The following is a 21,273-nucleotide window of genomic DNA, read 5'->3' on the forward strand; positions in this document are numbered from 1 at the left end:
ACGACCTTATGCGGTGCTTTGGGGGACCTCGGCTGTGTGCGAAGGCAGCAGCACGGTCACGCGCAGGCCGGGGGCATCGCCGAGCGCTTCGGGGCGGGGCAGGGGGCTTTGCAGGCGGATCTCGCCGCCCTGAGCCTCGATCACCCAGCGGCAGAGCGCGAGCCCGATGCCAAAGCCCTCGGCGCTGGTCGGGCCGGATCCTTGGGAGAACCGCTCGAACACGTGGTCTTGCAGGGGGGCGGGGATGCCCGGGCCATTATCGGTCAGGGTGAGGCCGGTGCGGTTGCCCTCTGTCACCGGGGCGAGGTGCAGGCGTTCGCCGCTGCGGGCATGGCGGATGGCGTTGCGCACCAGCCCGACCAGCACCTGACGGAGCCAGTTGGGATCCGCACTGACCCGGGTGGCCGGGATCGGGGCGATCTCGAGGGTCATGCCCGCGCTGTCGAGCTCGCCCTGCAGTTCGCGTCCCAGGGCGGACACCAGCGGCGCCAGGTCCACGGGCTGGGGATCGAGGGCCAGTTGCCCGGTCTCAGAGCGCGCGAGCCGGAGCAGGTCGTCGATCTTGCGGTTGAGGCGTTCGGCCCGGGCCTCGATCGTGGCGAAGGCCGCGGTGGTCTCGGTGGCCGCGGGGCTGGCCTGCTTGCCGATCTGGGCTTCCATCAGGATGACCGTCAGGGGCGTGCGCAGCTCGTGGCTGATATCGGCAAAGAAGCGACGGCGGTTGCCGTCGATCTCTTCGAGCCGGGCATTGGCCCGTTCGAGCTCGGCGGTGCGGGTGGCGATGGTCTCGTTCAGGCGGGCCCATTCGGCGTCGATCTCGGTCTGGCGGTCCGAGAGGGCGGCGGCCATGCGGTTGGTCTGCTGGGAGAGCTGGCCGATCTCGTCGAGCCGGGTGACGGGCAGGACGCCGGAGAAATCCCCCTGGCCGATCTGGTCGGCGGCGCTGCGCACGGCGTCGAGCCGGTAGAATTGCGGGCGGATCAGGCCGAAATAGAAGGCCGCCACGCTGAGCCCGGCGGCCACCGCGATGGCGAGGGCGGTGGCGACGAGCTGGGCCCGCAGGGCGTCGATGCCCGAGAGGATTTCGGCGCGAAAGAGGCGCTCGGTATTGATGGCCTGGCCCAGAAGTGGGTCGAAACTGGCCGCGAAACTGTCGATATAGCCGCGCAGGCGGGCGGTGTCCTGGCTCTCGGCCGAGAGCCCGACCACGGTCTGGTTCAGGGTGGCCTCCATCCGGGCGACGCCGAGCGATTGGGTGCCGTAGCGCGATTGCTCGTCGATGCCGAGGGCGCGGGCGGCGAGCACGGCCTCTTCGACATCCGCGTGGAGCAGGGCGAAGGTGGCCTCAAGCTGACCGACCACCGGGGCGATCCGGTCGGCGCGGATCTCGGAGGGCAGGCCGGCCTGCACGGCCTCGGAGGCGACCACGAGGAAGGTGGCGGCCTGGGTCGAGGCGGTGGCGTAGCGGGCCATGCGCTTTTCCGAGGCCAGGGCGGTGTCGAGCCGGTGGGCGACCTCGGTCAGGCCGAAATAGAGGATGCTCGCCGTGAGGATCGTGGCCGCGCCGAGCAGGGCCGCGCCGAGGGAGAGGCGCAGTTTCAGCGAGATGGTGGGGCGCGCGCGGGCAGGGGTCATCCCGGCAGTGTTCGGGAAAATCGCCCCTGAGTGCAAGCGCGGCGGGTGTGCGGGCTAGGGGGCCAGCGCCTCGAGCGGGTTGTCCTTGGCCAGTTTCGAGCGCTGCAGACGGTCGAGCTCGGCCAGCGCCGTGGCCGGGTCGCCGCAGCGCGCGAGCGCCCGGTCATAGGCGCGCTGCACCGAGCGCGGGCGCCAGGGCAGAGCCGCATTGGCCAGCCAGCGCCGCAGATCCGGGGGCAGGCGGTCGAAGGCGCGCATCGGGTCCTCTTGCCGTTTGCGGGTGCGCAGGCGGGTTTCCCCGAGATTGCGGGGCATGGTCAGGCGTCCTCGAGGTCGTAGACCGGGTCGAGCACCAGCACGAGCCGGGTCTCGCCCGTTCCCGCAATCGGCGGGGAGCGGTGCAGGACATGGGCCTCCCCCTGGGGTGGCCAGAGCGCGCCGCGCAGCACCACCGGGCTGCAGGGCGCGAGGGTCGTGACCGTCTCCGGGTCGGTGCCGTCCGTGGTCGGGCCGAGCTGCGTGCCGGTGCCGCGATAGCTGCAGACCAGACGGGCGAGGATCGCATCCATATGGAATTTCGAGCAGGCATTGGTGGTGATCACATCGAGGCGCAGGCGGAGATATTCTGCCCGCATCAGGGCCGCAAAGCGCGTCGTCAAGGCCGTGACATCGGCCTCGAACCACTGGCGCGCGGGGCCTTCGGGCATGCCGGAGGCATCGCAGAGCGTCGCCAGCGCCCCGGCCACGGCAGCGGGGCGCAGCACCAGCCGCGCCCGGGGCAATTGCGCCGGGTCGAGCCCGTCGATCCAGTCCTGAAAGCCGGGCCGGGGCGCGCGCTGCCAGATCGCGGCGCCGCAGCGGGGCTCGCGGATCGCATAGAGCCCCTCCACCGTTTCGGTCAGGGTTACCACGGGATGGTCCGTGCGGGGCGGGGTGCTGTGGGCGAGGGTCATGCGGCCTCCTCCACCCTGCGCCATCCGGGGAAGGGATCGGGCAGATCCAGCGGCAACTGGTCCGGGCTTGCGGCCTGGCTCTCGGGCACGAGGCAGGCGTCAAGCCGCGCCTTGAGGCCCGGCCAGTCGATCCCGGCGCCGATAAAGACCAGCTCCTGGCGGCGATCACCCCAGGGTTCGTCCCAATTGTGCTCGATATAGGCCTTCACCGCCGGGTTGTCGGGCCAGCGCTCGGGCGGGGCCGAGGCCCACCAGGTGCCGATAGGCGCCACGGAGGACAGGGCCCCGGCCAGGGAGAACTCGGCCACCCAGTTCGGCCGCGTCGCGATCCAGAAATGCCCCTTGGCGCGGATCACGCCGGGCAGATCGCCATTGAGCAGATCGTGGATCTTCTGGGGATCGAAGGGCGCGCGGGCGCGGTAGACAAAGCTCGCCACCCCGTATTCCTCGGTTTCCGGCACGTGATCGGCAAATCCATAGAGCTCTTTGGCCCACATCGGGTGGGCATGGGCCTTTTCAAAGTCGAACTTGCCGGTGTTCAGGATCTTGTTGGCGGGCACCACGGAATGGTTGGTCTCGAGGATCTCGGCATCGGCGTTCAGGCTGCGGATGATCTTGCGCGCCGCGTCCGTGCGCTCAGGGCCCGCATCGGCGGTCTTGTTCAGGATCACCACATCTGCGAACTCCATCTGGTCCGTGAGCAGATGCACAAGGGTGCGTTCATCCTCCTCGCCCATGACCTCGCCGCGATCGCTGAGGAAATCATGGCTCGAGAAGTCCTGCAGCAGGTTCACCGCATCGACCACGGTGACCATCGTGTCCACGCGGGAGACATCCGAGAGGCTTTGGCCCGCCTCATCGCGGAAATCGAAGGTGGCGGCCACGGGCAGGGGTTCGGAAATGCCGGTGGATTCGATCAGCAGGTAGTCAAAGCGCTTCTCCTCGGCGAGGCGGCGGACCTCCTCCAGCAGGTCATCGCGCAGGGTGCAGCAGATGCAGCCATTGGACATCTCCACCAGGGTTTCATCCGTGCGGCTGAGCTCGGTCTCGGCCCGGACGAGGTCGGCGTCGATATTCACTTCGGACATGTCATTCACGATCACGGCGACCCGCAACCCGTCGCGATTGTTGAGCACGCGGTTCAGGAGGGTCGTTTTCCCGGCCCCGAGAAAACCGGAGAGGACGGTGACGGGCAGGCGGGTGTCGGTCATGGGGGCAGGTCTCCTGAGGCTGGGGCTGGGGCTAGCTTTGGGGCTGATTTTGAGGCTGGGTGGCGCGCAGCATGTCGATGCTGCGCATCAGTTCGGGGCGGGTCATGTCGCGCGCGATCACCACGATCCGGGAGCGGCGGTCGGTGCCGCGCCAGTTGCGCAGGGGGACCGGGCGTTCAAAGACCTGCTGGACCCCGTGGAACACGAAGGGGATGTCGATCCCCTCGAGAAAGACGATGCCTTTCACCCGCAGAAGGTCATTGCCGCGCAGGGCGGTTAGGGCGTTGAGCCAGAGGTCGAAGGCCGAATCCGTCAGCGGGTGCTCCAGCACCACGGAGACGCTGCCGATCCGCTGATCGTGGAGCGGCGCCGGTTCCGGTTCCGGGGCCGGGGCGCTGAGGCCCGAGAGATTGCCCAGAGGGTCGGCGGCGGCGGGGGTCGCAAGCGCCAGAGCGCTGAACGCGTCCGGCTGGGCGGAGGTCCAGGCGACCGCGTGGTCCTGGGCGATATCCTCGCGCAGGCTGGAGAGGTTCCAGAGCGCGCTCGGCGCGATCTCTCCCAGCACGGGTTGCTGGATGGGGGCGGTCTCGTTCAGGGCGCGCAGCCGCTCGGTCAGGGCGGTGATCTGGGGCGGGGTGACAAGGTCGGTCTTGCTGACGAGGATCAGATCCGCGAAGGCCACTTGCGAGACCGCTTCGAACTGGGCGTCCAGCGTGGACGCGCCGTTGACCGCATCCACCAGCGTCACCACCCCGTCCATGCGTACCAGCCGGGACAGGGTCGCATCCATCATCATGGTTTTCAGGATCGGGCCGGGATCGGCCATGCCGGTGGTCTCGATCACGATGCGTTCGAATTCGAGCGCGCCGGCCTCGCGCCGGTCCAGCAGCTTGGCGATGGTTTGCGGCAGCTCGCCCCGCACCGAGCAGCACAGGCAGCCCGATTGCATCAGGACGACCTCGTCCTCGACGCTCTGGATCAGGTCATGATCGAGCCCGGCCTCGCCAAACTCGTTGACGATCACCGCGACCCGGCCATCGGTCGACTGTTCGAGCACCCGGTTGAGGAGCGTCGTCTTCCCGGCGCCGAGAAAGCCCGTGAGCAGGGTGACCGGCACCCGGGGATCGCTGGGCAGGGGGGATGTCATGGGCGGGTCTCCGGGGCGGATGGGATGGGGTGGATCAGATGTGATAACATTACGTTTATGCCGCGCGTCTCGGGGTCTGGCAGGGGGGGGGCCGCCCGGTAGGAGCGGCCGCCCGGTGTCAGATCAGAAGCAGCCCGCGAGGCTCTTGGCCATGTTGCGGATCAGCTGGGGATAGAGCTCCGGCCCTGGCTCGAGGCTGGCGCCGAGCGGGTCGATCACGGCCGTTTTGGCGTCGCTGCCATCGAGCACGGTGGTCACGAGGCCCGGGTTGAATTGCGGCTCGGCCAGCACGCAGCCGATGTTTTCATCCCGCACGCGGCCCTGCACTTCGGCGATCCGGGCGGGGCTGGGATCGGCCGCATCCCCGAGGGAGATCGCGCCGGAGGCGGGGAAGTCGAAATCCATCTCGAAATACTGGTAGGCGTCGTGGAAGGAGATGAAGCGGCCGCCCTGGACCGGCTCGAGGATCGCGGAGACCTCGGCGACCAGCGCCTCCATCTCGCCGCGGGCGGCGGCGGCATTGGCGAAGTACTCCCCCGCATGGTCCGGATCCGCTGCCGAGAGCTTGGCCGCGATCACATTGAGCCAGGTTGTGGCATTGGCGGGCGAGAGCCAGGCATGGGGGTCATGGGCGCCGTGGGCGTGGCCCTCATGGTCGTGGTGGTCGTGCCCGGCATGCGCCTCGTGGTCATGCGCGTGATCATGGTCGTGTTCAGCGTGCTCTTCATGATCGTGTTTGTCGTGATCATGTTCGGCGTGCTCTTCGTGGTCATGCTCGTCGTGATCGTGTTTGTCGTGGTCATGCTCGGCGTGCTCTTCATGGTCATGTTCGTCATGATCATGCGCGTGGTCATGGTCGTGATCGTGATCATGGGCCTCGGCTTTCGCCTCCTTGTGCCCGTGGTCGTGATCGTGGTCGTGATCCTCGTGCGCGGCATGCTCCTCATGGTCGTGATCATGGTCTTCGTGATCACCATGGGCTGCGTGGTCTTCATGCCCGTGCTCGTCATGTTCCCCGTGGTCATGGGCCTCGAACAGGGCGTTCTCGCGGAAGTCATGCAGGATGGTGCCCTCGGCCTCGAGCAGGGCCGTCACGGAGGCGCCGTCCGCGAGGGTTTCGACCGCGTCTTCAAGCCAGGGGGTCAGGTCCTCCCCCATCCAGAAGACCACATCGGCGTCCTGCAGGGCGCGGGCCTCGGAGGGACGCAGGTTGTACTGGTGCGGCGAGGCCCCGGCGGGGATCACCAGATCGGGGTCGCCCACCCCGGCCATCACCCGCGCAACCAGCGAATGGATCGGAGCGATATCGACCGCAACGCTGGGCGCATCGGCCAGAGCCGTCCCCCCCATGAGCGCCGCGGAGAGGGAGAGCGGGAGAAGGATTCTGGACATTGGCACCTCAGCGTGATCTTATAACATTTCTTCGTCCTTAGATGATATAAGATAACATGACAAGCAAGGGGCAGGGCATGGCCGGCGAAAATGCGGCACCGGTCGGGTTCGACCGGCATGATCACAGCGCATGTGTCAGCGCGGCGCTGGCGGCTGCCGAGGCCCGTTGCGCCGAAGAAGGGCTGCGCCTGACGCCGGTGCGGCGCAAGGTGCTGGAGCTTCTGTTGCAGGAGCACCGCGCCCTGAAGGCCTATGCGATTCTCGACCTGTTGCGCGATGCGGGGTTCGGCTCGCAGCCGCCCGTGGCCTATCGCGCGCTTGATTTTCTCGCCCAGCACGGCTTTGTGCACCGGATCGAGCGGCTCAACGCCTTTGTGGCCTGCGCCCATCCCGGAGAGACCCATATGCCCGCCTTCATGATCTGTCGCCTCTGCGAAGCGGTGGCCGAAGCCCAATCCGCCCCGGCCCGGGGCTCCCTCGGGGAGGCGGCGCGGGCCGCCGGGTTCCAGATCGAGCGGACGGTGGTCGAGGCCGAGGGCGTCTGCCCCAAATGTCTGGGCAAAGCCGACGCATGAGCCTTCTTTCCGTCAAGGACCTGAGCGTCACTTATGGCGCCAATACGGTGTTGCAGCATGTCTCGCTCGACCTGTTCGAGGGCGAGATCGTCACGATTGTCGGCCCCAACGGGTCCGGCAAGACGACCTTGCTGCGGGCCCTGATCGGCGCGGCGGACCCTTCGGCCGGGACGGTCACGCGCAAGCCGGGGCTCAAGATCGGGTATGTGCCGCAAAAGCTCCATATTGATCCGACCCTGCCCATGACCGTGGCACGCTTCATGCAGCTGACCGAGCGGGTGTCGCGCGCGGACTGCATGGCAGCCCTGGAGGCCGCCGGGGTGCCCGACCTGAGCAAGCGGCAGATGTCGCGGCTCTCGGGCGGGCAGTTCCAGCGGGTGCTGCTGGCGCGGGCGCTGATCAACCGCCCGGATGTGCTGCTCTTGGATGAGGCGACCCAGGGGCTCGACCAGCCCGGTTCGGCGGCCTTCTATCGGCAGATCGAGGCCGTGCGGCGGGAGACTGGCTGCGCCGTGCTGATGATCAGTCACGAGCTCCATGTGGTGATGAGCGCCTCGGACCGGGTGGTCTGCCTGAACGGGCATATCTGCTGTCAGGGGGCGCCGGCGGTGGTGGCCTCGGCGCCGGAATACCGGGCGCTGTTCGGGACGGGCACGGGCGGGGCGCTGGCGCTGTATCGGCACGAGCATGACCACAGCCATAGTCATGACCATGATCACGACCATGGCCACAAGGACGGGCCCGGGTTGGAGCAGGCCCAGGATAAGGCTCAGGATCAGGCCCAAGAGGCGGCGCAGTAATGCTGGATGATTTCATGACCCGCGCCACCCTGGCCGGGATCGGTGTGGCCTTTGCGGCGGCCCCGCTGGGCTGTTTCGTGGTCTGGCGGCGCATGGCCTATTTCGGCGATGCCACGGCCCATGCGGCGATCCTCGGGGTTGCGCTGTCCCTGGCGCTGCAGGTGTCGATCTTTGCCGGGACCGTGGCGGTGGCGCTGGTCATGGCGCTGGTGGTGACCCTGCTGACCGGGCGGGGCTATGCCATGGACACGCTGCTGGGGGTGCTGGCCCATTCGGCGCTGGCCTTCGGGCTGGTGGCGGTGTCGTTCCTGTCGGGGATCCGGATCGACCTGATGGCGTATCTGTTCGGGGATCTGCTGGCGGTGTCGCGGGGGGATCTCGTGGTGATCTGGGGCGGGGCCGCGCTGGTCGTGGCGCTGATCGTCTGGCGGTGGTCGCCGCTTCTGACCTCGACCCTGAACCATGAGCTGGCCTATGCGAGCGGGCTGAACCCCAAGCGGGAGCAGCTGGTGCTGACCCTGTCTCTGGCGATCACGGTGGCGGTGGCGATCAAGGTGGTGGGCGTGCTGCTGATTGCGGCCATGCTGATCATTCCGGCAGCGGCGGCACGGGGGCTCGCGCGCACGCCCGAGGCGATGGCGGGGATCGCGGCGGCGATCGGGGCGATCTCGGCGGTGGCCGGGTTGCAGGGCGCGTATCTGCTGGACACGCCCGCGGGGCCGTCGATCGTCTGCGTGGCGGCGATCCTCTTTGCGGCGCTGAACCTGCTGCAATGGGGGCGGGAGCGTCGGGGCTAGGGCCATGCGCGGGGCTTGCGCGGCAAGGTGATCTGTGGCGCAGAGGGCGAAGGAGCCCAGCCACGGAGGACAGATCATGATCACCACGGACTATGCCACGACCCTGGCGCGCTACAATCGCTGGCAGAACCGGTCGCTTGTCGCAGCGGCCAGCGGCCTGAGTGATGCCGCGCGCTGGCAGGATCGGGGCGCCTTCTTTCGCTCCATCGCCGAGACGCTGAACCATATCCTCTGGGATGATCGGGTCTGGCTGGCGCGGCTGCGCGGGGCGGAGGCAGAGGCGGCGGAGATCGGCGCGCGTCACCCCTATACCGAGGCGCCAAGGGACTGGGCAGCGTTCGTTGCGGCGCGGGCCGCTTCGGATGACGAGATCCTGCACTGGGCCGAGGGGCTCACGCCGGAGGATCTGGCGGGGGTGACCGCCTGGCAGCGCGGCCCGGAGCAGGTCGAGACGCCCTTTGCCTTCAACGTGGTGCATCTTTTCAACCATCAGGCCCATCATCGCGGGCAGGTGCACGCCATGCTGACCGCTGCCGGGGCCACGCCCGAACCCACGGATCTGCAGATGCTGCTGGTGCAGGAGGCGCAGGCCTGACGAGGGGCGTGGAGGCGTGCGCCAGGGGTCAGCCCAGCATCGGCACTGCGATCCGGTCTTCGGCGGTGCTGGGGGTTGAGATCACCAGAAAGCGCGCCGCCTCCGAACCAGGATTGCGGACCTCATGGGCGGTGCCCGGCGGGATCCGGAGCGCATCGCCCGGCCCGAGCGTCGACGTCTGTCCCGCGAGGGTCAGGGTGAGCTGGCCTGAGAGGCCATAGAAGACCTGCGTTGCGACCTTATGAAGATGCGGGATCTCGGCGGTTCCGGGGGGCATCTCCTCCTCGATGACCGTGAGGCCGGGCGTGTCCACCAGGCGCCAGCCCGTGCAGCCCGCGCCCCAGCTGTAGGGCGGTGTGGTCTGGCGGTTTGCGACACTCATCTTCGGCTCCTGCGATGGCTCATGGGAATTGGTTCAGCAAAGTCATGAAAAAGTGGTCATGCTCAAGGGCCAAAAATGCTGCGATCTAGGGGGCCAGATTGATCATCACCCCCCAAGACCATCCCAGAGACCACTTCAGAGACAGACCATGACAGACGCCCTTTCCATCACCGACCGCTCCCGCCTGCGCCGATATCACGAGCGGGGGCAATTCGACCGCGAGACGGTTTACGGTATCCTCGACGCCCAGCCTATGTGCAGCGTGGGCTACACGATCGACGGCGCGCCCTTCGTGACGCCGACCCTGCAATGGCGCATGGGGGACCATGTCTATTGGCATGGCTCTTCGGCGAGCCGGACCCTGCGCAACTCGAGCAGCGCGGAGGTCTGCCTTTCGGTGGCGATCCTTGACGGGTTCGTTCTGGCGCGATCGGGGATGCACCATTCGGTCAATTCGCGCTCGGTCACCCTGTTCGGCATGGCGGAGAAGGTCACGGACCCGGAGGAGAAGCTGACCGCGCTGGCGGCGTTTGTGAACGGGCTCTTTCCCGGGCGGTATGAGGGGCTGCGGCCGGACACGGCGCAGGATCTCAAGGCGACGATGGTGCTGCGCATGCCGATTGCCGAGGGCAGTGCCAAGCTGCGCAGTGGTGGGCCGAGCGACGAGGAGGAGGACTACGCCCTGCCGATCTGGGCCGGGGTGGTGCCCGTGCGCATGGAGGTCGGCGCGCCGGTGCCGGATCCGCGCAACCTCGAGGGGGTGGCGATGCCGGAGCATGTCACGGCGCTCAGCCTGGGGCGCGCGGGATGACCCAACTTTCGGTGAACATGAATGTCGCGGCCCTGCTGCGGAACCGGCGGGGTCATCCCTGGCCGGATGTGGTGGGGCTCGGGCGTCTGGCGCTGGAGGCCGGGGCGGCGGGGCTGACCGTGCATCCGCGCCCGGATGCGCGCCACACAACCGCCGGGGATGTGCGTGCCTTGCGGGATCTGATCGCGTCGGAGTTCCCGGATCGGGAGCTCAATCTGGAGGGCTATCCGGAGGCCCGGTTTCTGGCGTTGGTCGCGGAGGTGCGACCGGCGCAGGTCACCCTCGTGCCGGATGCCCCGGATCAGGCCACGAGCGACCATGGCTGGGCGTTTCGGGATCAAGCGGATTTCCTGCGCGAGGTTGTCGCCGAACTGAAACCGCTGGGCGGGCGCGTCGCGCTCTTTGCCGATGCGGAGCCCGGCGAGATGGGCGCGGCGGCGGCCATCGGGGCGGATCGGGTCGAGCTCTATACCGGGCCCTATGGTGCGTGCCACGGGGACCCGGTGGGGGCCACGCGGGAATTGCAGCGGTTGGAGGTGGCCGCGAAGGCCGCGCGCGATTGCGGGCTTGGCGTGAATGCGGGCCATGACCTGACCGTGCCGGGGACCCGGGCCCTCCTCACGCGGGTGCCGCAGATCGACGAGGTCTCGATCGGGCATGCCCTCTTTTGCGATGCGCTGCGCTTCGGGATGGCCGAGACCGTGGCGCGCTATCTGGCCGCTTGCGCGTCCGAGGGTGCGGCGCGGGCCGGGTGAGCGGGTCAGGCCCAAAGGAGCACCGCGCCGAGGACCAGCGCCATCCCGGTGCAGGCCTGCAGGATCGAGCCGCCCGCGAGGATCCAGATCGCGCTGGTGTCCCGGGGCTCGGCGGCGAGGGCGTCGCGGCGCACCAGCCAGTAATAGCTGTCATTGGGCAGGATCGCGATGAAGGAGCCGAGGCAGATCGCGAAGACCGCGGCGGTGGGGCTAATCCCGGCGGCGCTGACGATCGGGGCGGCGACCGGGGCCACGGCGGCGAAGGTCGCCATGGACGAGCCCTGGATCAGCTTGAAGGCCACGGTCAGCAGGAAAAGCCCGATCAGGGTGAGGAGATCGCTCTGGGTGGGGACATGGGCGCCGAGGGGCACGAGCCGGGTGAGCACGGCGCCAAGCGCGCTGGCCGCGCCGATCACCAGAAGGAGCGCGCCGGTCCGCCGCACCGCACTGTCCCAGCAGGCGCGCCGCTGGCCGGGCGCGGTCTGGATCAGGGCGAGGCTGGCTGCGGCCAGAAGGGCGCCCTTGGGCTGCAGCAGAAAATCGACGGCGCCCTGTCCGGTAGGGCCGCGCGCGGCCCCGGCGATCAGCAGGGCTGCCAGCAGGCCAAAGGGCGCGAAGGCGCGCAGGATTTCCCTCTGTGGGTGCTGAGCTGTGTCCGCAGGGCGCGGCGGCGTCCGACCCAAGAGCCGCCCCCAGAGCACGCCCACGGCCCAGACCGGCAGCAAAAGCGCCGCCCCATAGAGGGCGAGGGCCGTGCCCGGCCCGTCCTCTCCCATGACGCCGAGCCCCGTGGCCACCAGCAGGGGCCCCGCCGGATAGAGCAGTTTGAACCCCGCATAGGCGCCAAAGGCCATGTCGAGCTTGGCGCGCCCCGCCGCGGGGGAGAGCGCGGCATAGGCCGTGTCCGGACAGATCATCCCGGCCCCCGCCACGGGCGCGGCAAGGGCGGCCACGCGGCCCGCCCCCGGCGAGGCGATCTGTGCCTCGGCGAGGGCTGCGGCCAGCACGAAGGAGGGCAGGAGGATCAGCGCGAACTCCCCCAGGGCGCGGCCGAACCCGTCATTATAGGTGCCGATCAGCTCCCCTGCGCTCAGCCCGCCCGCAAGGCCAAGGCTGAGCGTGATCAGCACCATCCAGACCACGATGGGCAGATCGGGCAGGCGCCGGGGCAGGGCTGGTCGGGCCGGAAAGAGATGGGCCATGGGGCGCCTCCAAGATGTGATGAAATCATGATAGAGACGCAGAAGCCGTGCCCAAAATGAGTAATAACGGATAGCAACATGAGTTCAGATCATGCCAAGGGGATGCCGGGTCCCCGTCCGTCCCTGCGCAGCCTCGAGGTGTTTGTCGCCGCCGCCGAGCTCGGCAATTTCACCGCTGCGGGGGAAACCTTGGGCATCACCCAGAGCGCGGTCTCGCGCCAGATCGCGGATCTGGAGGGGCTGCTGGGGGTGCGGCTGTTCCTGCGGCGGGGGGCGCGGCTGAGCCTGACGCCTCTGGGTCAGCGGCTGGCGGAGCGGCTGGGGCGGTCCCTAGGCGAGGCGCGTCGGGCGGTGGCCGAGGTGGCCGGGTCCGAGACGGTGGTCACGGTCTCGATGCTGCCCTCGGTGGCGGCGAAATGGCTGGCGCCGCGGCTCGGGCGGTTCGTGGCGGCCCATCCGGGGATCGATTTGCGGGTCACGGCGTCGCGCCATCTGGTGGATTTCGCCGCCGAGGGGATCGACGCGGCGATCCGCTATGGGCCTGCACCGGGGCCGGGGCTGGTCGCCCATGCGCTGGCCGCCGAAACGGTGACGCCGGTGGCAGCGCCGGACTATGCGCGCGCGCTGGGGCTCGCCCGGCCCGAGGATCTGCTCCGAGCGCAGCTCCTCCATGGGGATATCCCGGAGGATTGGGCGGCGTGGTTCGCCGCCGCAGGTCTGGAGGCGCGCCCGCCGGAGGGGCCGAAGCTCGGCGATGATACGGCGATCCTGCAGGCGGTGATCGAGGGGACGGGGGTCGCCCTCGGGCGGTCCCATCTGGTGGCCGATGACATTGCTGCGGGCCGTCTTGTGGCGCCGTTTCCGACCCGGTTGCAGGCCCGCTATGGCTATTGGTTCGTCTATCCGCGAGATGTTCCGCCCAATGCGGCGCTTCTGGCGCTGCTGGACTGGGTGGTGGCGGCCTTTGCCGAGGGTTGAGCCCTAGGGGAGGGGGCGGGTCAGGCGATGCTCCCACCCGATCCGGCCCTGACGGGCGGGGCCGCAGGGGGTCATGCCGAGGCTGCAATAAAGGCCGAGGGCGGGCGCGTTTCCGTCATCCACGGCCAGCGCGAGCGTCGTCGCTTCGGGCCAGTGCTGCCGGGCGGCGGTGAGGGTCAGCTCGAAGGCGCGACGCCCCAGCCCGCGCCCCTGATAGGGGCCGCCGATTTTCAGAGCATGGAGCGAGACGGCTGCCTCCGGCACCCAGTCCGGAGAGAGGGGCGGGCGTTTCAGAAGGACGAGACCGACCGGCACCCGGTCCAGCAAAAAGCCAAGCCCGAGCAGGTTCGGAGAGTCGCAGCCCCGCCAGTCCGCGATCGTCTCGGCAAAGCTGCCGCCGAATTCCTCTTGCGCGAGGCTCACGGGCAGGGCCGCGAGCCGGTCCAGATCCCGCGGGTCGAGATCCCGCAGATCGGCGGATGTGAGGGCAGGGGGTGTGGGGATAAGGGACATGGGAGGAGGGTGTTCCAAGGGCTGTGCCCGCGCAGTGTAATCCCGTCTTTGCCGGTCGCCAGTCCCGGGCGAACTGGCCTGCGTCTTTGTTGAAAACGTGGCTCCGGCGCGGGGGGCTGTGGGATCCTAGGCTGGGGCGGACGCGCAGGCGCGCGCGCAATCGAGACCAGAGGAGGCCACGGGAATGGACGGAACAGGCAAGGGATTGGCGCGGGATCTGCCCGATTTTCAACTGGAGAAATACGTGGCCGATCACGCCTATGGGGCGCGCCACCATCTGAGCGCGTCCGATGCGCAGACCCTGAGCATCGCCGAGCTTCTGGAGATGGCGGGGCCGGGCGCGGAGGCTGCCTTTCTGTCCCGGGGTCTGGGCTATACGGCGATCCGGGGCGGCGCAGGGCTGCGCGCGGCGATTGCGGCCACCTACACCCGGCAGAGTCCCGAGACGGTCATGGCCTTTGCCGGGGCGGGGGAGGCGATTTTCGCGGTGCTCAATGTGCTTCTGTCCCCCGGGGATCATGCGGTCGCGGTGACGCCGAATTACCAGTCCCATGAGGCGCTGCCCTGGGCTTTGGGAGCGGTGACGGGGGTTCCGCTGGACCCGGCGCAGGGCTGGGCGCTGGATCTGCAGGCGGTGGCCGATGCGGTGCGGCCCGAGACCCGGGCGATTGTCATCAACTACCCGCATAACCCCACGGGGACCCTCCTGTCCGAGGCGGCGCTGGCCGAACTGGTGGCGCTTTGCCGGGCGCGGGGCCTCTATCTGGTCAATGACGAGGTGTTCCACGGGCTCGGGCCCTCGGCGGCGCCCCATGTTCCGGCGGTGGCGGATGTCTATGAGCGCGGCGTGTCGATCAATGTGCTGTCCAAGGCTTACGGCCTGCCGGGGCTGCGGATCGGCTGGGTGGCAACGCCGGATCAGGGGCTCTTGTCGGAGCTGGAGGCGTTCAAGCATTACCTCTCGGTCTGTCCGGCGGGGCCGAGCGAGTGGCTCGGCGAGATCGCCCTGCGCCAGCGCGACCGAATCCTCGCGCGCAATTGCGGGATCATCGACGAAAACATCGCCCTCTGGTCCGCATGTTTCGCCCGGCACCCGACGCGCTTTGCCGGGGCGGTGCCTGTGGGTGGGAGCATTGCCTATCCGAAATATCTTGGCCCAGGCACTGTGGAGGAGTTCGCCCAGCGGTTGCTGCACGATCATGGGATTTTCGTGGTGCCGGCCTCGACCTTTCCCTCCCAGTCCAGCGCGACCCCGGAGGGGCATTTCCGCATCGGTTTTGCGCGTCGGGGTCTTGCGGAGGGGCTGGCGGCCTTGGAGGCCGCTCTGGCCGAGATGCCGACCCCGGCGTGACCGGGCCGCGCAAAGCCTCTGTCGCCACGGGGCTGGGCCTGATGGCGGGGGCCTCGCTGCTGGTCTCGGGGGTGGATGGGGCGGCGAAGTACCTCTCCGAGGTGTATGCGCCGACCTTCATCGCCTGGGCGCGCTATGCGGTGGCGTTTTGCGTGGTGCTGCCCGTGGCGCTGGTGCTTCGCGACGGGCCGCTCCTGCCGCGTCGGGATCTGGCGCTGCATGGGGGGCGCACGATTTGCCTCGTGCTGGCGATGACGCTGTTTTTCGTGAGCCTGCAAAGCACGGATCTGGCCACGGCGATCGTGGCCTTTTTTGTCGGGCCGGTGGTGGCGCTGTTTCTGGCGGTGACCCTGCTGGGGGAGCGTTTGACCGGGCGGATCCTCGCGAGCCTCGCCTGTGGCTTTGCCGGTGTGATCGTGGCCTTGCAGCCCGGGCAGGATCCGGGGGCGGGCGTGCTCTGGGCGCTGGCGGCGGGGCTGTGCCTGTCGGTCTATCTGGTGGCGACGCGGCTCGCGGGGCGGGAGCGGCACCCGCTGCGCACCCTGCTCTTTCAATGCGGGTTTGGCGCGCTCCTCCTGACGCCCTTCGCGATGCTCAGCGGGGAGGTGCCGCAGGCTGGTCACGGGGTGGTGTTCCTGCTCATGGGTGGGGTCTCGGCGGGCGTGCATCTGATGGTGATCCGGGCGTTTCAGCTGGCCCCGGCGAGCGTGCTGGCCCCGCTTGTCTATCTGGAGCTGCTGGGCGCGATTGTCGTCGGGTTTGTCCTGTTCGGAGACTTGCCCGGGCCCGCGACCTTGGCCGGCGGGGCGTTAATTACCCTGTCGGGCCTGTTGGCCTGGCGCGCGGCGCGGGCGGCCTAGGCGTCGCGCGCAGAGATGGGCTCGGCATATTGCGCAAGGCCATGGCCGAAGGACCAGTTTTCCTTCGCAACCTCAACGAGGCTGATGAAGACATCTTCCGGACGCAGACCGGGGTCGCGGGTGAGGGTGTCGCAAATCGCCTTGTAGAAGGCCTGTTTCTGGGCGGTGCTGCGGGTGTTGTTGGCAGTGATCTGGATCATCACCAGATCCTCGGAGCGCGCGATGTCGAGATAGTTTGGTCCGAAGTCGAAGCTGCTCGGGTCATGTTCGTGGATCACGATAAAGCGGTCCTCGGCGGGCACATCGAAGGTTGAACGCATGGCGGTGAAGACGCCCTGGCGCAGGGCCGCGTGATAGGCGGCGTCCTTGCCGCGGCGCAGGGAGATGCGGGTGAAGGGCATGGTGGGCTCCGGTCCGAAGATCTGGGAGCGTCAGTCTAGCCCCGCCCGTCCCCGGCGCGAGGGACAGTCGCGCCCGGGATCCGCAGGCCAGTTCCTCGGGGCTCAGAGCGCCGCGAGACCCTCGGCGATGGCGGTGGCCAGCCGGGCGGAGCTTTTGGGGGTGGCGCGGGCGAAGCCGATGATCAGGCCCCGTTCCCGGCTTTCGATGCAGAGGCGCGAGAGGGGCAGCATTTGAAACCCCCGGTCCCAGAGCAGGTCGTGGAGGCGGACATCATCCACTTCCTCGGGGAAGCGCAGCATCACCTGCAGCCCGCCATCGGGGCGCGAGACATCCGCATCCTGCCCGAGCCCCGCTTGCAGGGCGTCGGTGAGGCAGATCATCCGCTCCTGATAGGTGCGGGCGGTGATGCGCAGGTGGCGGGCGAAGCGGCCCGAGCTGATGAATTCGGCCATGGCGGCCTGCACATGGGTGTTCACGCTGCTGCCCAGGGCGCGGTGTGCCCGGCGGACCGGGGTGACCAGCGCAGGGGGCACGATCAGCCAGCCGAGGCGCATGGCGGGCATCAGGCTCTTGGAGAGGGTGCCGATCAGCGCGACCGAGGCGGCCTTGTCGAGGGAGAAGACCGGGGGGACATCGGCGCCTTTCCAGACGAAATCGCCGTCATAGTCATCCTCGATCACCATGGCCTGCTGCGCCTCCGCATAGGCGAGCACATCCATCCGGCGGGCGAGTTTCATCCGCGTGCCGGTCGGGTATTGGGTCGAGGGGGTCACATAGATCATCTTGGCAGGCTCCGCCCCAGGGCCCATGCGCAGGTCTCTGGGCAGGTCCCTCGGCAGGGCGCGGGTCACCAGCCCCTTGGCGGCAAAGAGCGCCTTGCCGCCCGCATAGCAGGGATCCTCCATCATCACGTGATCGCCGGGATCCGTGAGCAGATCACTCATCAGGGCCATGGCGCTCTGGGTGCAGGGCAGGATGAAGACCTGATCCGGGGAAACCGAGACCCCGCGGCTGCGCTTGAGGTGGAGGGCCAGCGCCTCGCGCAGGAGCGGCAGGCCCTGGTACTCCTCATACATGTCGAGCCCGCCGCGATTGCGCCGCGCCACCCGACGCAGGCAGATCGCCCAGTCATCCCGGGGAAAGAGGCTCGGATCCGGCAGGCCCGGCGCAAAGGCGTCGATCCTGCCCACCCGGTAGCCCTCGCGGTGATTGGCGCTGAGGCGCTGGCCGCGCTGCGAGAGGGCGATGGGGGCCGGGCGGGGCGTCTGGGCGGGCCGCAGGTCCGGCAGGGCACAGACCCGGGGGCGGGCGCCGCGCCTTGTCTCGATCACGCCCTCGGCCTGCAGCCCTTCATAGGCCTCGATCACCGAGTTGCGCGACATGGCCAGCGCCGTGGCGGCCTTGCGCGTGGAAGGCAGCTCGTCCTGGGGGCGCAGGACCCGCTCTGTCACCCCGCGCCGGATGGCCAGACGCAGGGCCGTGGCCTTGCCCGCATCGGGGGGCGCGAATTTCTCCATCAGGGCGGCGATCTCAAGTGGTTCTATCATGGCTCTGCATTCTGACGTGATCTACGGTCCAGTTTGCCCCAGGCCCGGCGATGGGGCAAGTGAAAGGTCAGCAGTGTTGTCCTTTGAGGGAGGGATAGCTTAGCCGCCCCCCGGCCCGGACGGGGAACCAGATTGAGACGAATTCCGCAGGCCAGCGGGGTTCGCGGCCCGGAGATGCGCCCGGGCGTGGCAGGATTGCCCCGCATCGCAGCCAAAGGAGGGGCCCATGCCCGTGCTCAACCTGTCCTATGCGCAGATCAAGGATCCTGCCGCCTTTGCCGAGTACGTCCAGCGGGCAGCAGAGATCATGGCGGATTTCCAGGTGGAGGTTGTCGGGCGCGGGGAGTTCGCCGCCTGCATGGCCGGGGCAGCGGGTGCGCCCACGGTCGGGGCCGTCTTTCGCTATCCGAGCATGGCGGAGGCGCAGGCGTTCTTCGCCTCACCACGCTACCAGGCGCTGATTCCCCTGCGCGAGCGGGCCTGCGAGATGACGATCCTGCTCTTTGACGAAGGCGGTTAGGCCCCTCACAGCCGGAGTTGCCCAAGCGATCCCAGCCCGCGCCCTTGTTTTTCAAGGCGCGGGACGGGGGTCTGCGGCCTCTTGCGCGATCAATTTCTAAATTGGTTGACCAATAACAGATCAATTGGTACGGATTGTTCAGCCAATATTGGGAGGACACCAATGCCAACAGGATTTTCACGCCGCCACGCCTTGAAAACAGGGGCGGCCTTTGCCCTTGCAACCCCCGCCTATCTGCGCTCCACCAGTGGGGCCCATGCGGCGACAACCCTGAAACTGGGGCTTGTGAGCCCCCAGACCGGGCCGCTTGCCTCCTTCGGGGAGGCGGATCAATACGTGATTGATGCGGTCCGCAAGGCTGTTGCTGGCGGGATCGAGACGCCAGAGGGTCTGGTGAATATCGAGATCGCCGTGCGCGACACCCAGTCGAACCCGAACCGGGCGGCGGAGGTGGCGGCGGATCTGCTGCTGGATGAGGAAGTGTCGATCCTGCTTGCGGCCTCGACCCCGGACACGACCAACCCGGCGGCGGATCAGGCGGAGCTGAACGGCACGCCCTGCATCACCACGGACACGCCCTGGCAGGCGCATTTCTTTGGCCGCAACGGCGACCCGGCGGTGGGGTTTGACTATACTTACCACTTCTTCTGGGGGCTCGAGGGGGTTGTCGGCGCTTTTCTCGACATGTGGCGGAGCTCTGGCGCGGCCCCGGTGGTGGGCGGACTTTTCCCGAACGATCCCGATGGCAATGCCTGGGCCGATCCGGTCAATGGCTTCCCCGCGCCGCTGGCGGAGGCAGGCTTTGCCCTGGTCGATGGGGGGCGGTTCCAGCCGCTCAACGATGATTTCTCGGCCCAGATCTCGGCCTTCAAACAGGCCGGGGTGGAGATAGTCACCGGCGTGATGATCCCGCCGGATTTCGCCACCTTCTGGCAGCAGGCCGCGCAGCAGGAGTTCCGACCCAAAGTGGTCACGGTTGGCAAGGCGCTGCTGTTCCCGTCTGTGATCGACAGTCTGGGGGCGCGGGGCATGGGGCTGACCACGGAGGTGTGGTGGTCGCCGAGCCATCCCTATCGTTCGGGTCTGACCGGGCAGACCGCTCAGGCGCTCGCCGCAGAGTACATGGCCGCGACCGGGCGGCCCTGGACCCAGCCGCTGGGCTTCAAACATGCGCTCTTTGAGGTGGCGATCGACGCGATCAAGCGGGCCGAGACCCTCGACCCGGAGGCGATCCGCGATGCCATTGCCGCCACGCGCTACCAATCTGTGGTGGGCCCGGTGGATTGGTCCAGGGGACCGGTCAAGAATGTCTCGACCACGGACCTGGTGGCCGGGCAGTGGCAGACGGGCACGGATCTCGTGATCACCAATAACGGAACCTCGCCGCATATTCCGGTGGGCGGCCCGCTGCAGTTGATCGGGTAAGCGGATGCTGTCCCTGAGCAATCTGAACAAGGCCTACGGCGCGGTGGTGATCGCGGAGGACCTCTCGCTGGAGGTCCCCCGGGGCCAGGCGCTGGGAATTCTCGGTCCCAACGGGGCGGGGAAGACCTCGCTCTTCAACCTGATCGTGGGCACTGTGCCCGTGGATGGCGGAAGAATGACCCTGGAGGGGGCGGAGATCACCGCCATGCCCGCGGCGGATCGCTGTCATCTGGGGATCGCACGGTCCTATCAGGTGCCCCATCCCTTCGTGGGCATGACGGTCTATGAAAACTGCCTGACCGCCGCCTGTTTCGGCGGGGGCCTGCGCGAGGCGGAGGCGGCCACTCATTGTGTCGAGGTGCTGCAGCTCTGCGGGCTGGCGGTGAAGGGCGACAGTCTGGCCGGGGATCTGACCCTGTTGGAGCGCAAGCGGCTGGAACTGGCCCGGGCGCTGGCCAGTCGTCCGAAGCTTCTGTTGCTGGATGAGATTGCGGGCGGGCTGACCGAGCCGGAATGCGACGCGCTGGTGGAGACGATCCGCACCATTCGCGCGACCGGGGTGACGATCGTCTGGATCGAACATGTGCTGCACGCGCTGACGGAGGTGGCGGATCGCGCGATCCTGCTCTCGGGCGGGCATATCCTGGCCGATGCCACGCCGGGGGAGATCATGGACGATCCGGTCGTGCGCGAGATCTATATGGGAGCGCCGGCCGATGCTGCTTGAGGTGAAATCCGTGAGCGCCTCCTATGGCGCGTTTCAGGCCCTGTTCGATGTGGATCTGACCATCGCCCAGGGGGAGACCGTGGCCGTGATGGGCGCGAACGGGGCGGGAAAATCGACCCTGTTCAATGTGATTGCCGGGGGATTGGCGGCGCGCAATGGCGCGGTCAGCTTCCATGGCAAGGACCAGACCGGAGCGCCGCCCGAGGCGATCACGGCCGCTGGCGTGGCCTGCGTACCCGAGGGGCGGCGGCTGTTTTCCTCGCTGACGGTGGAGGAAAACCTGCTCATGGGGGCCCATTGCGGGCGGCCGGGCGACTGGACGCTGGACAAGGTCTTTGGGCTGTTCCCGATCCTGGAGGAGCGGCGGCGGCAGGCGGTTACCTCCCTTTCCGGTGGGCAGCAACAGATGGTCTCGATCGGGCGGGCGATGATGGCGAACCCGGATCTGTTGATGTGCGACGAGCTGAGCCTGGGCCTCGCCCCGGTGGTGATTAAGGACATCTATGCCGCCCTTGCCAAGGTGCGGGAGGCGGGGATGTCCACCCTCATCGTCGAGCAATCGGTGACCCAGGCGCTGGCCGCGGCGGATCGGGCCTATTGCCTGACCGAGGGGCGCGTCGTGCTCCAGGGGGCGGCAGCAGATCTGAGCCATGAGGTCGTGGCCGATGCGTATTTCGGAAAGGTGCACTGATGGT

The 21,273-nt window shown here is 68.3% G+C and carries 24 protein-coding genes; 13 read left to right on the forward strand and 11 right to left on the reverse strand.

Features of this window, described 5'->3' with window-relative positions:
* Positions 1 to 6: 6 nt before the first annotated feature.
* From ACP153_RS14660 to ACP153_RS14685, 6 genes are all read right to left on the reverse strand, one after another.
* On the reverse strand, positions 7 to 1,635 hold the full coding sequence (locus ACP153_RS14660) for an ATP-binding protein (RefSeq protein ID WP_424971753.1): 1,629 nt from the start codon (positions 1,633 to 1,635) through the stop codon (positions 7 to 9).
* Positions 1,636 to 1,689: 54 nt separating this feature from the next.
* Positions 1,690 to 1,950, reverse strand: a complete 261-nt coding sequence (locus ACP153_RS14665; RefSeq protein ID WP_424971754.1) for a DUF6525 family protein — start codon at positions 1,948 to 1,950, stop codon at positions 1,690 to 1,692.
* Between the two features lie 2 nt (positions 1,951 to 1,952).
* Complete coding sequence (locus tag ACP153_RS14670) at positions 1,953 to 2,588, reverse strand: DUF1826 domain-containing protein (protein ID WP_424971755.1); 636 nt, start codon at positions 2,586 to 2,588, stop codon at positions 1,953 to 1,955.
* Positions 2,585 to 3,799, reverse strand: coding sequence for a GTP-binding protein (locus ACP153_RS14675; protein WP_424971756.1), 1,215 nt, complete (start codon positions 3,797 to 3,799; stop codon positions 2,585 to 2,587). The genes ACP153_RS14670 and ACP153_RS14675 overlap by 4 nt, the downstream gene beginning before the upstream one ends.
* 31 nt (positions 3,800 to 3,830) lie before the next feature.
* Positions 3,831 to 4,946, reverse strand: coding sequence for a CobW family GTP-binding protein (locus ACP153_RS14680; RefSeq protein WP_424971757.1), 1,116 nt, complete (start codon positions 4,944 to 4,946; stop codon positions 3,831 to 3,833).
* A 123-nt stretch (positions 4,947 to 5,069) separates the two neighbouring features.
* Entirely contained in the window at positions 5,070 to 6,338 is a 1,269-nt protein-coding gene (locus ACP153_RS14685; protein ID WP_424971758.1) for a zinc ABC transporter substrate-binding protein, read from the reverse strand.
* A 77-nt stretch (positions 6,339 to 6,415) separates the two neighbouring features.
* Between ACP153_RS14685 and ACP153_RS14690 the strand changes: the two genes are divergently transcribed.
* From ACP153_RS14690 to ACP153_RS14705, 4 genes are all read left to right on the forward strand, one after another.
* Positions 6,416 to 6,913 carry a transcriptional repressor gene (locus tag ACP153_RS14690; protein WP_424971759.1) on the forward strand — a complete coding sequence of 166 codons (498 nt, stop codon included), beginning with the start codon at positions 6,416 to 6,418 and terminating at the stop codon, positions 6,911 to 6,913.
* The gene (locus ACP153_RS14695) at positions 6,910 to 7,713 is read left to right on the forward strand and encodes an ATP-binding cassette domain-containing protein (protein WP_424971760.1); all 804 of its coding nucleotides are present in this window, start codon (positions 6,910 to 6,912) and stop codon (positions 7,711 to 7,713) included. The genes ACP153_RS14690 and ACP153_RS14695 overlap by 4 nt, the downstream gene beginning before the upstream one ends.
* Positions 7,713 to 8,510: a metal ABC transporter permease gene (locus tag ACP153_RS14700; RefSeq protein ID WP_424971761.1), complete on the forward strand. Its 798-nt coding sequence runs from the start codon at positions 7,713 to 7,715 to the stop codon at positions 8,508 to 8,510. The genes ACP153_RS14695 and ACP153_RS14700 overlap by 1 nt, the downstream gene beginning before the upstream one ends.
* Before the next feature lie 76 nt (positions 8,511 to 8,586).
* Positions 8,587 to 9,105: a DinB family protein gene (locus tag ACP153_RS14705; protein WP_424971762.1), complete on the forward strand. Its 519-nt coding sequence runs from the start codon at positions 8,587 to 8,589 to the stop codon at positions 9,103 to 9,105.
* 28 nt (positions 9,106 to 9,133) lie between these two features.
* Here the strand turns inward: ACP153_RS14705 and ACP153_RS14710 are convergent, their stop codons facing one another.
* Positions 9,134 to 9,487, reverse strand: coding sequence for a cupin domain-containing protein (locus ACP153_RS14710; protein ID WP_424971763.1), 354 nt, complete (start codon positions 9,485 to 9,487; stop codon positions 9,134 to 9,136).
* 148 nt (positions 9,488 to 9,635) lie between these two features.
* Between ACP153_RS14710 and ACP153_RS14715 the strand changes: the two genes are divergently transcribed.
* Complete coding sequence (locus tag ACP153_RS14715; protein ID WP_424971764.1) at positions 9,636 to 10,298, forward strand: pyridoxamine 5'-phosphate oxidase family protein; 663 nt, start codon at positions 9,636 to 9,638, stop codon at positions 10,296 to 10,298.
* On the forward strand, positions 10,295 to 11,053 hold the full coding sequence (locus ACP153_RS14720) for a pyridoxine 5'-phosphate synthase (protein ID WP_424971765.1): 759 nt from the start codon (positions 10,295 to 10,297) through the stop codon (positions 11,051 to 11,053). Before ACP153_RS14715 ends, ACP153_RS14720 begins: the two co-directional genes overlap by 4 nt.
* 5 nt (positions 11,054 to 11,058) lie before the next feature.
* Here ACP153_RS14720 and ACP153_RS14725 read toward each other — a convergent pair whose 3' ends face one another.
* The gene (locus ACP153_RS14725; RefSeq protein ID WP_424971766.1) at positions 11,059 to 12,255 is read right to left on the reverse strand and encodes a hypothetical protein; all 1,197 of its coding nucleotides are present in this window, start codon (positions 12,253 to 12,255) and stop codon (positions 11,059 to 11,061) included.
* A gap of 78 nt (positions 12,256 to 12,333) precedes the next feature.
* Here ACP153_RS14725 and ACP153_RS14730 point away from each other — a divergent pair, with 78 nt between their 5' ends.
* Positions 12,334 to 13,233, forward strand: coding sequence for a LysR substrate-binding domain-containing protein (locus tag ACP153_RS14730; RefSeq protein WP_424971767.1), 900 nt, complete (start codon positions 12,334 to 12,336; stop codon positions 13,231 to 13,233).
* Between the two features lie 3 nt (positions 13,234 to 13,236).
* Here ACP153_RS14730 and ACP153_RS14735 read toward each other — a convergent pair whose 3' ends face one another.
* Positions 13,237 to 13,746 (reverse strand): GNAT family N-acetyltransferase, encoded by a 510-nt coding sequence (locus ACP153_RS14735; RefSeq protein ID WP_424971768.1) that lies wholly within the window; start codon positions 13,744 to 13,746, stop codon positions 13,237 to 13,239.
* Between the two features lie 184 nt (positions 13,747 to 13,930).
* Between ACP153_RS14735 and ACP153_RS14740 the strand changes: the two genes are divergently transcribed.
* Together ACP153_RS14740 and ACP153_RS14745 are read left to right on the forward strand one after the other, a co-directional pair.
* A complete protein-coding gene (locus tag ACP153_RS14740) occupies positions 13,931 to 15,097 on the forward strand; it encodes an aminotransferase class I/II-fold pyridoxal phosphate-dependent enzyme (RefSeq protein ID WP_424971769.1) in 1,167 nt (388 codons plus the stop codon).
* Positions 15,094 to 15,957 carry a DMT family transporter gene (locus tag ACP153_RS14745; RefSeq protein ID WP_424971770.1) on the forward strand — a complete coding sequence of 288 codons (864 nt, stop codon included), beginning with the start codon at positions 15,094 to 15,096 and terminating at the stop codon, positions 15,955 to 15,957. The genes ACP153_RS14740 and ACP153_RS14745 overlap by 4 nt, the downstream gene beginning before the upstream one ends.
* Here ACP153_RS14745 and ACP153_RS14750 read toward each other — a convergent pair.
* Complete coding sequence (locus ACP153_RS14750; RefSeq protein ID WP_424971771.1) at positions 15,954 to 16,358, reverse strand: tautomerase family protein; 405 nt, start codon at positions 16,356 to 16,358, stop codon at positions 15,954 to 15,956. The two genes, ACP153_RS14745 and ACP153_RS14750, sit on opposite strands and share 4 nt — an antisense overlap.
* Positions 16,359 to 16,460: 102 nt before the next feature.
* Positions 16,461 to 17,906, reverse strand: coding sequence for a PLP-dependent aminotransferase family protein (locus tag ACP153_RS14755; protein ID WP_424971772.1), 1,446 nt, complete (start codon positions 17,904 to 17,906; stop codon positions 16,461 to 16,463).
* Between the two features lie 226 nt (positions 17,907 to 18,132).
* Between ACP153_RS14755 and ACP153_RS14760 the strand changes: the two genes are divergently transcribed.
* From ACP153_RS14760 to ACP153_RS14775, 4 genes are all read left to right on the forward strand, one after another.
* Positions 18,133 to 18,426, forward strand: a complete 294-nt coding sequence (locus ACP153_RS14760) for a DUF1330 domain-containing protein (protein WP_424971773.1) — start codon at positions 18,133 to 18,135, stop codon at positions 18,424 to 18,426.
* A gap of 162 nt (positions 18,427 to 18,588) precedes the next feature.
* A complete protein-coding gene (locus ACP153_RS14765) occupies positions 18,589 to 19,851 on the forward strand; it encodes an ABC transporter substrate-binding protein (RefSeq protein WP_424971774.1) in 1,263 nt (420 codons plus the stop codon).
* A 4-nt stretch (positions 19,852 to 19,855) separates the two neighbouring features.
* A complete protein-coding gene (locus tag ACP153_RS14770; protein ID WP_424971775.1) occupies positions 19,856 to 20,578 on the forward strand; it encodes an ABC transporter ATP-binding protein in 723 nt (240 codons plus the stop codon).
* Positions 20,568 to 21,269 carry an ABC transporter ATP-binding protein gene (locus ACP153_RS14775; protein WP_424971776.1) on the forward strand — a complete coding sequence of 234 codons (702 nt, stop codon included), beginning with the start codon at positions 20,568 to 20,570 and terminating at the stop codon, positions 21,267 to 21,269. The genes ACP153_RS14770 and ACP153_RS14775 overlap by 11 nt, the downstream gene beginning before the upstream one ends.
* The last annotated feature ends 4 nt before the right edge of the window (positions 21,270 to 21,273 follow it).

The organism is Dinoroseobacter sp. S76, from assembly GCF_049801095.1.
Taxonomy (GTDB): domain Bacteria; phylum Pseudomonadota; class Alphaproteobacteria; order Rhodobacterales; family Rhodobacteraceae; genus Dinoroseobacter.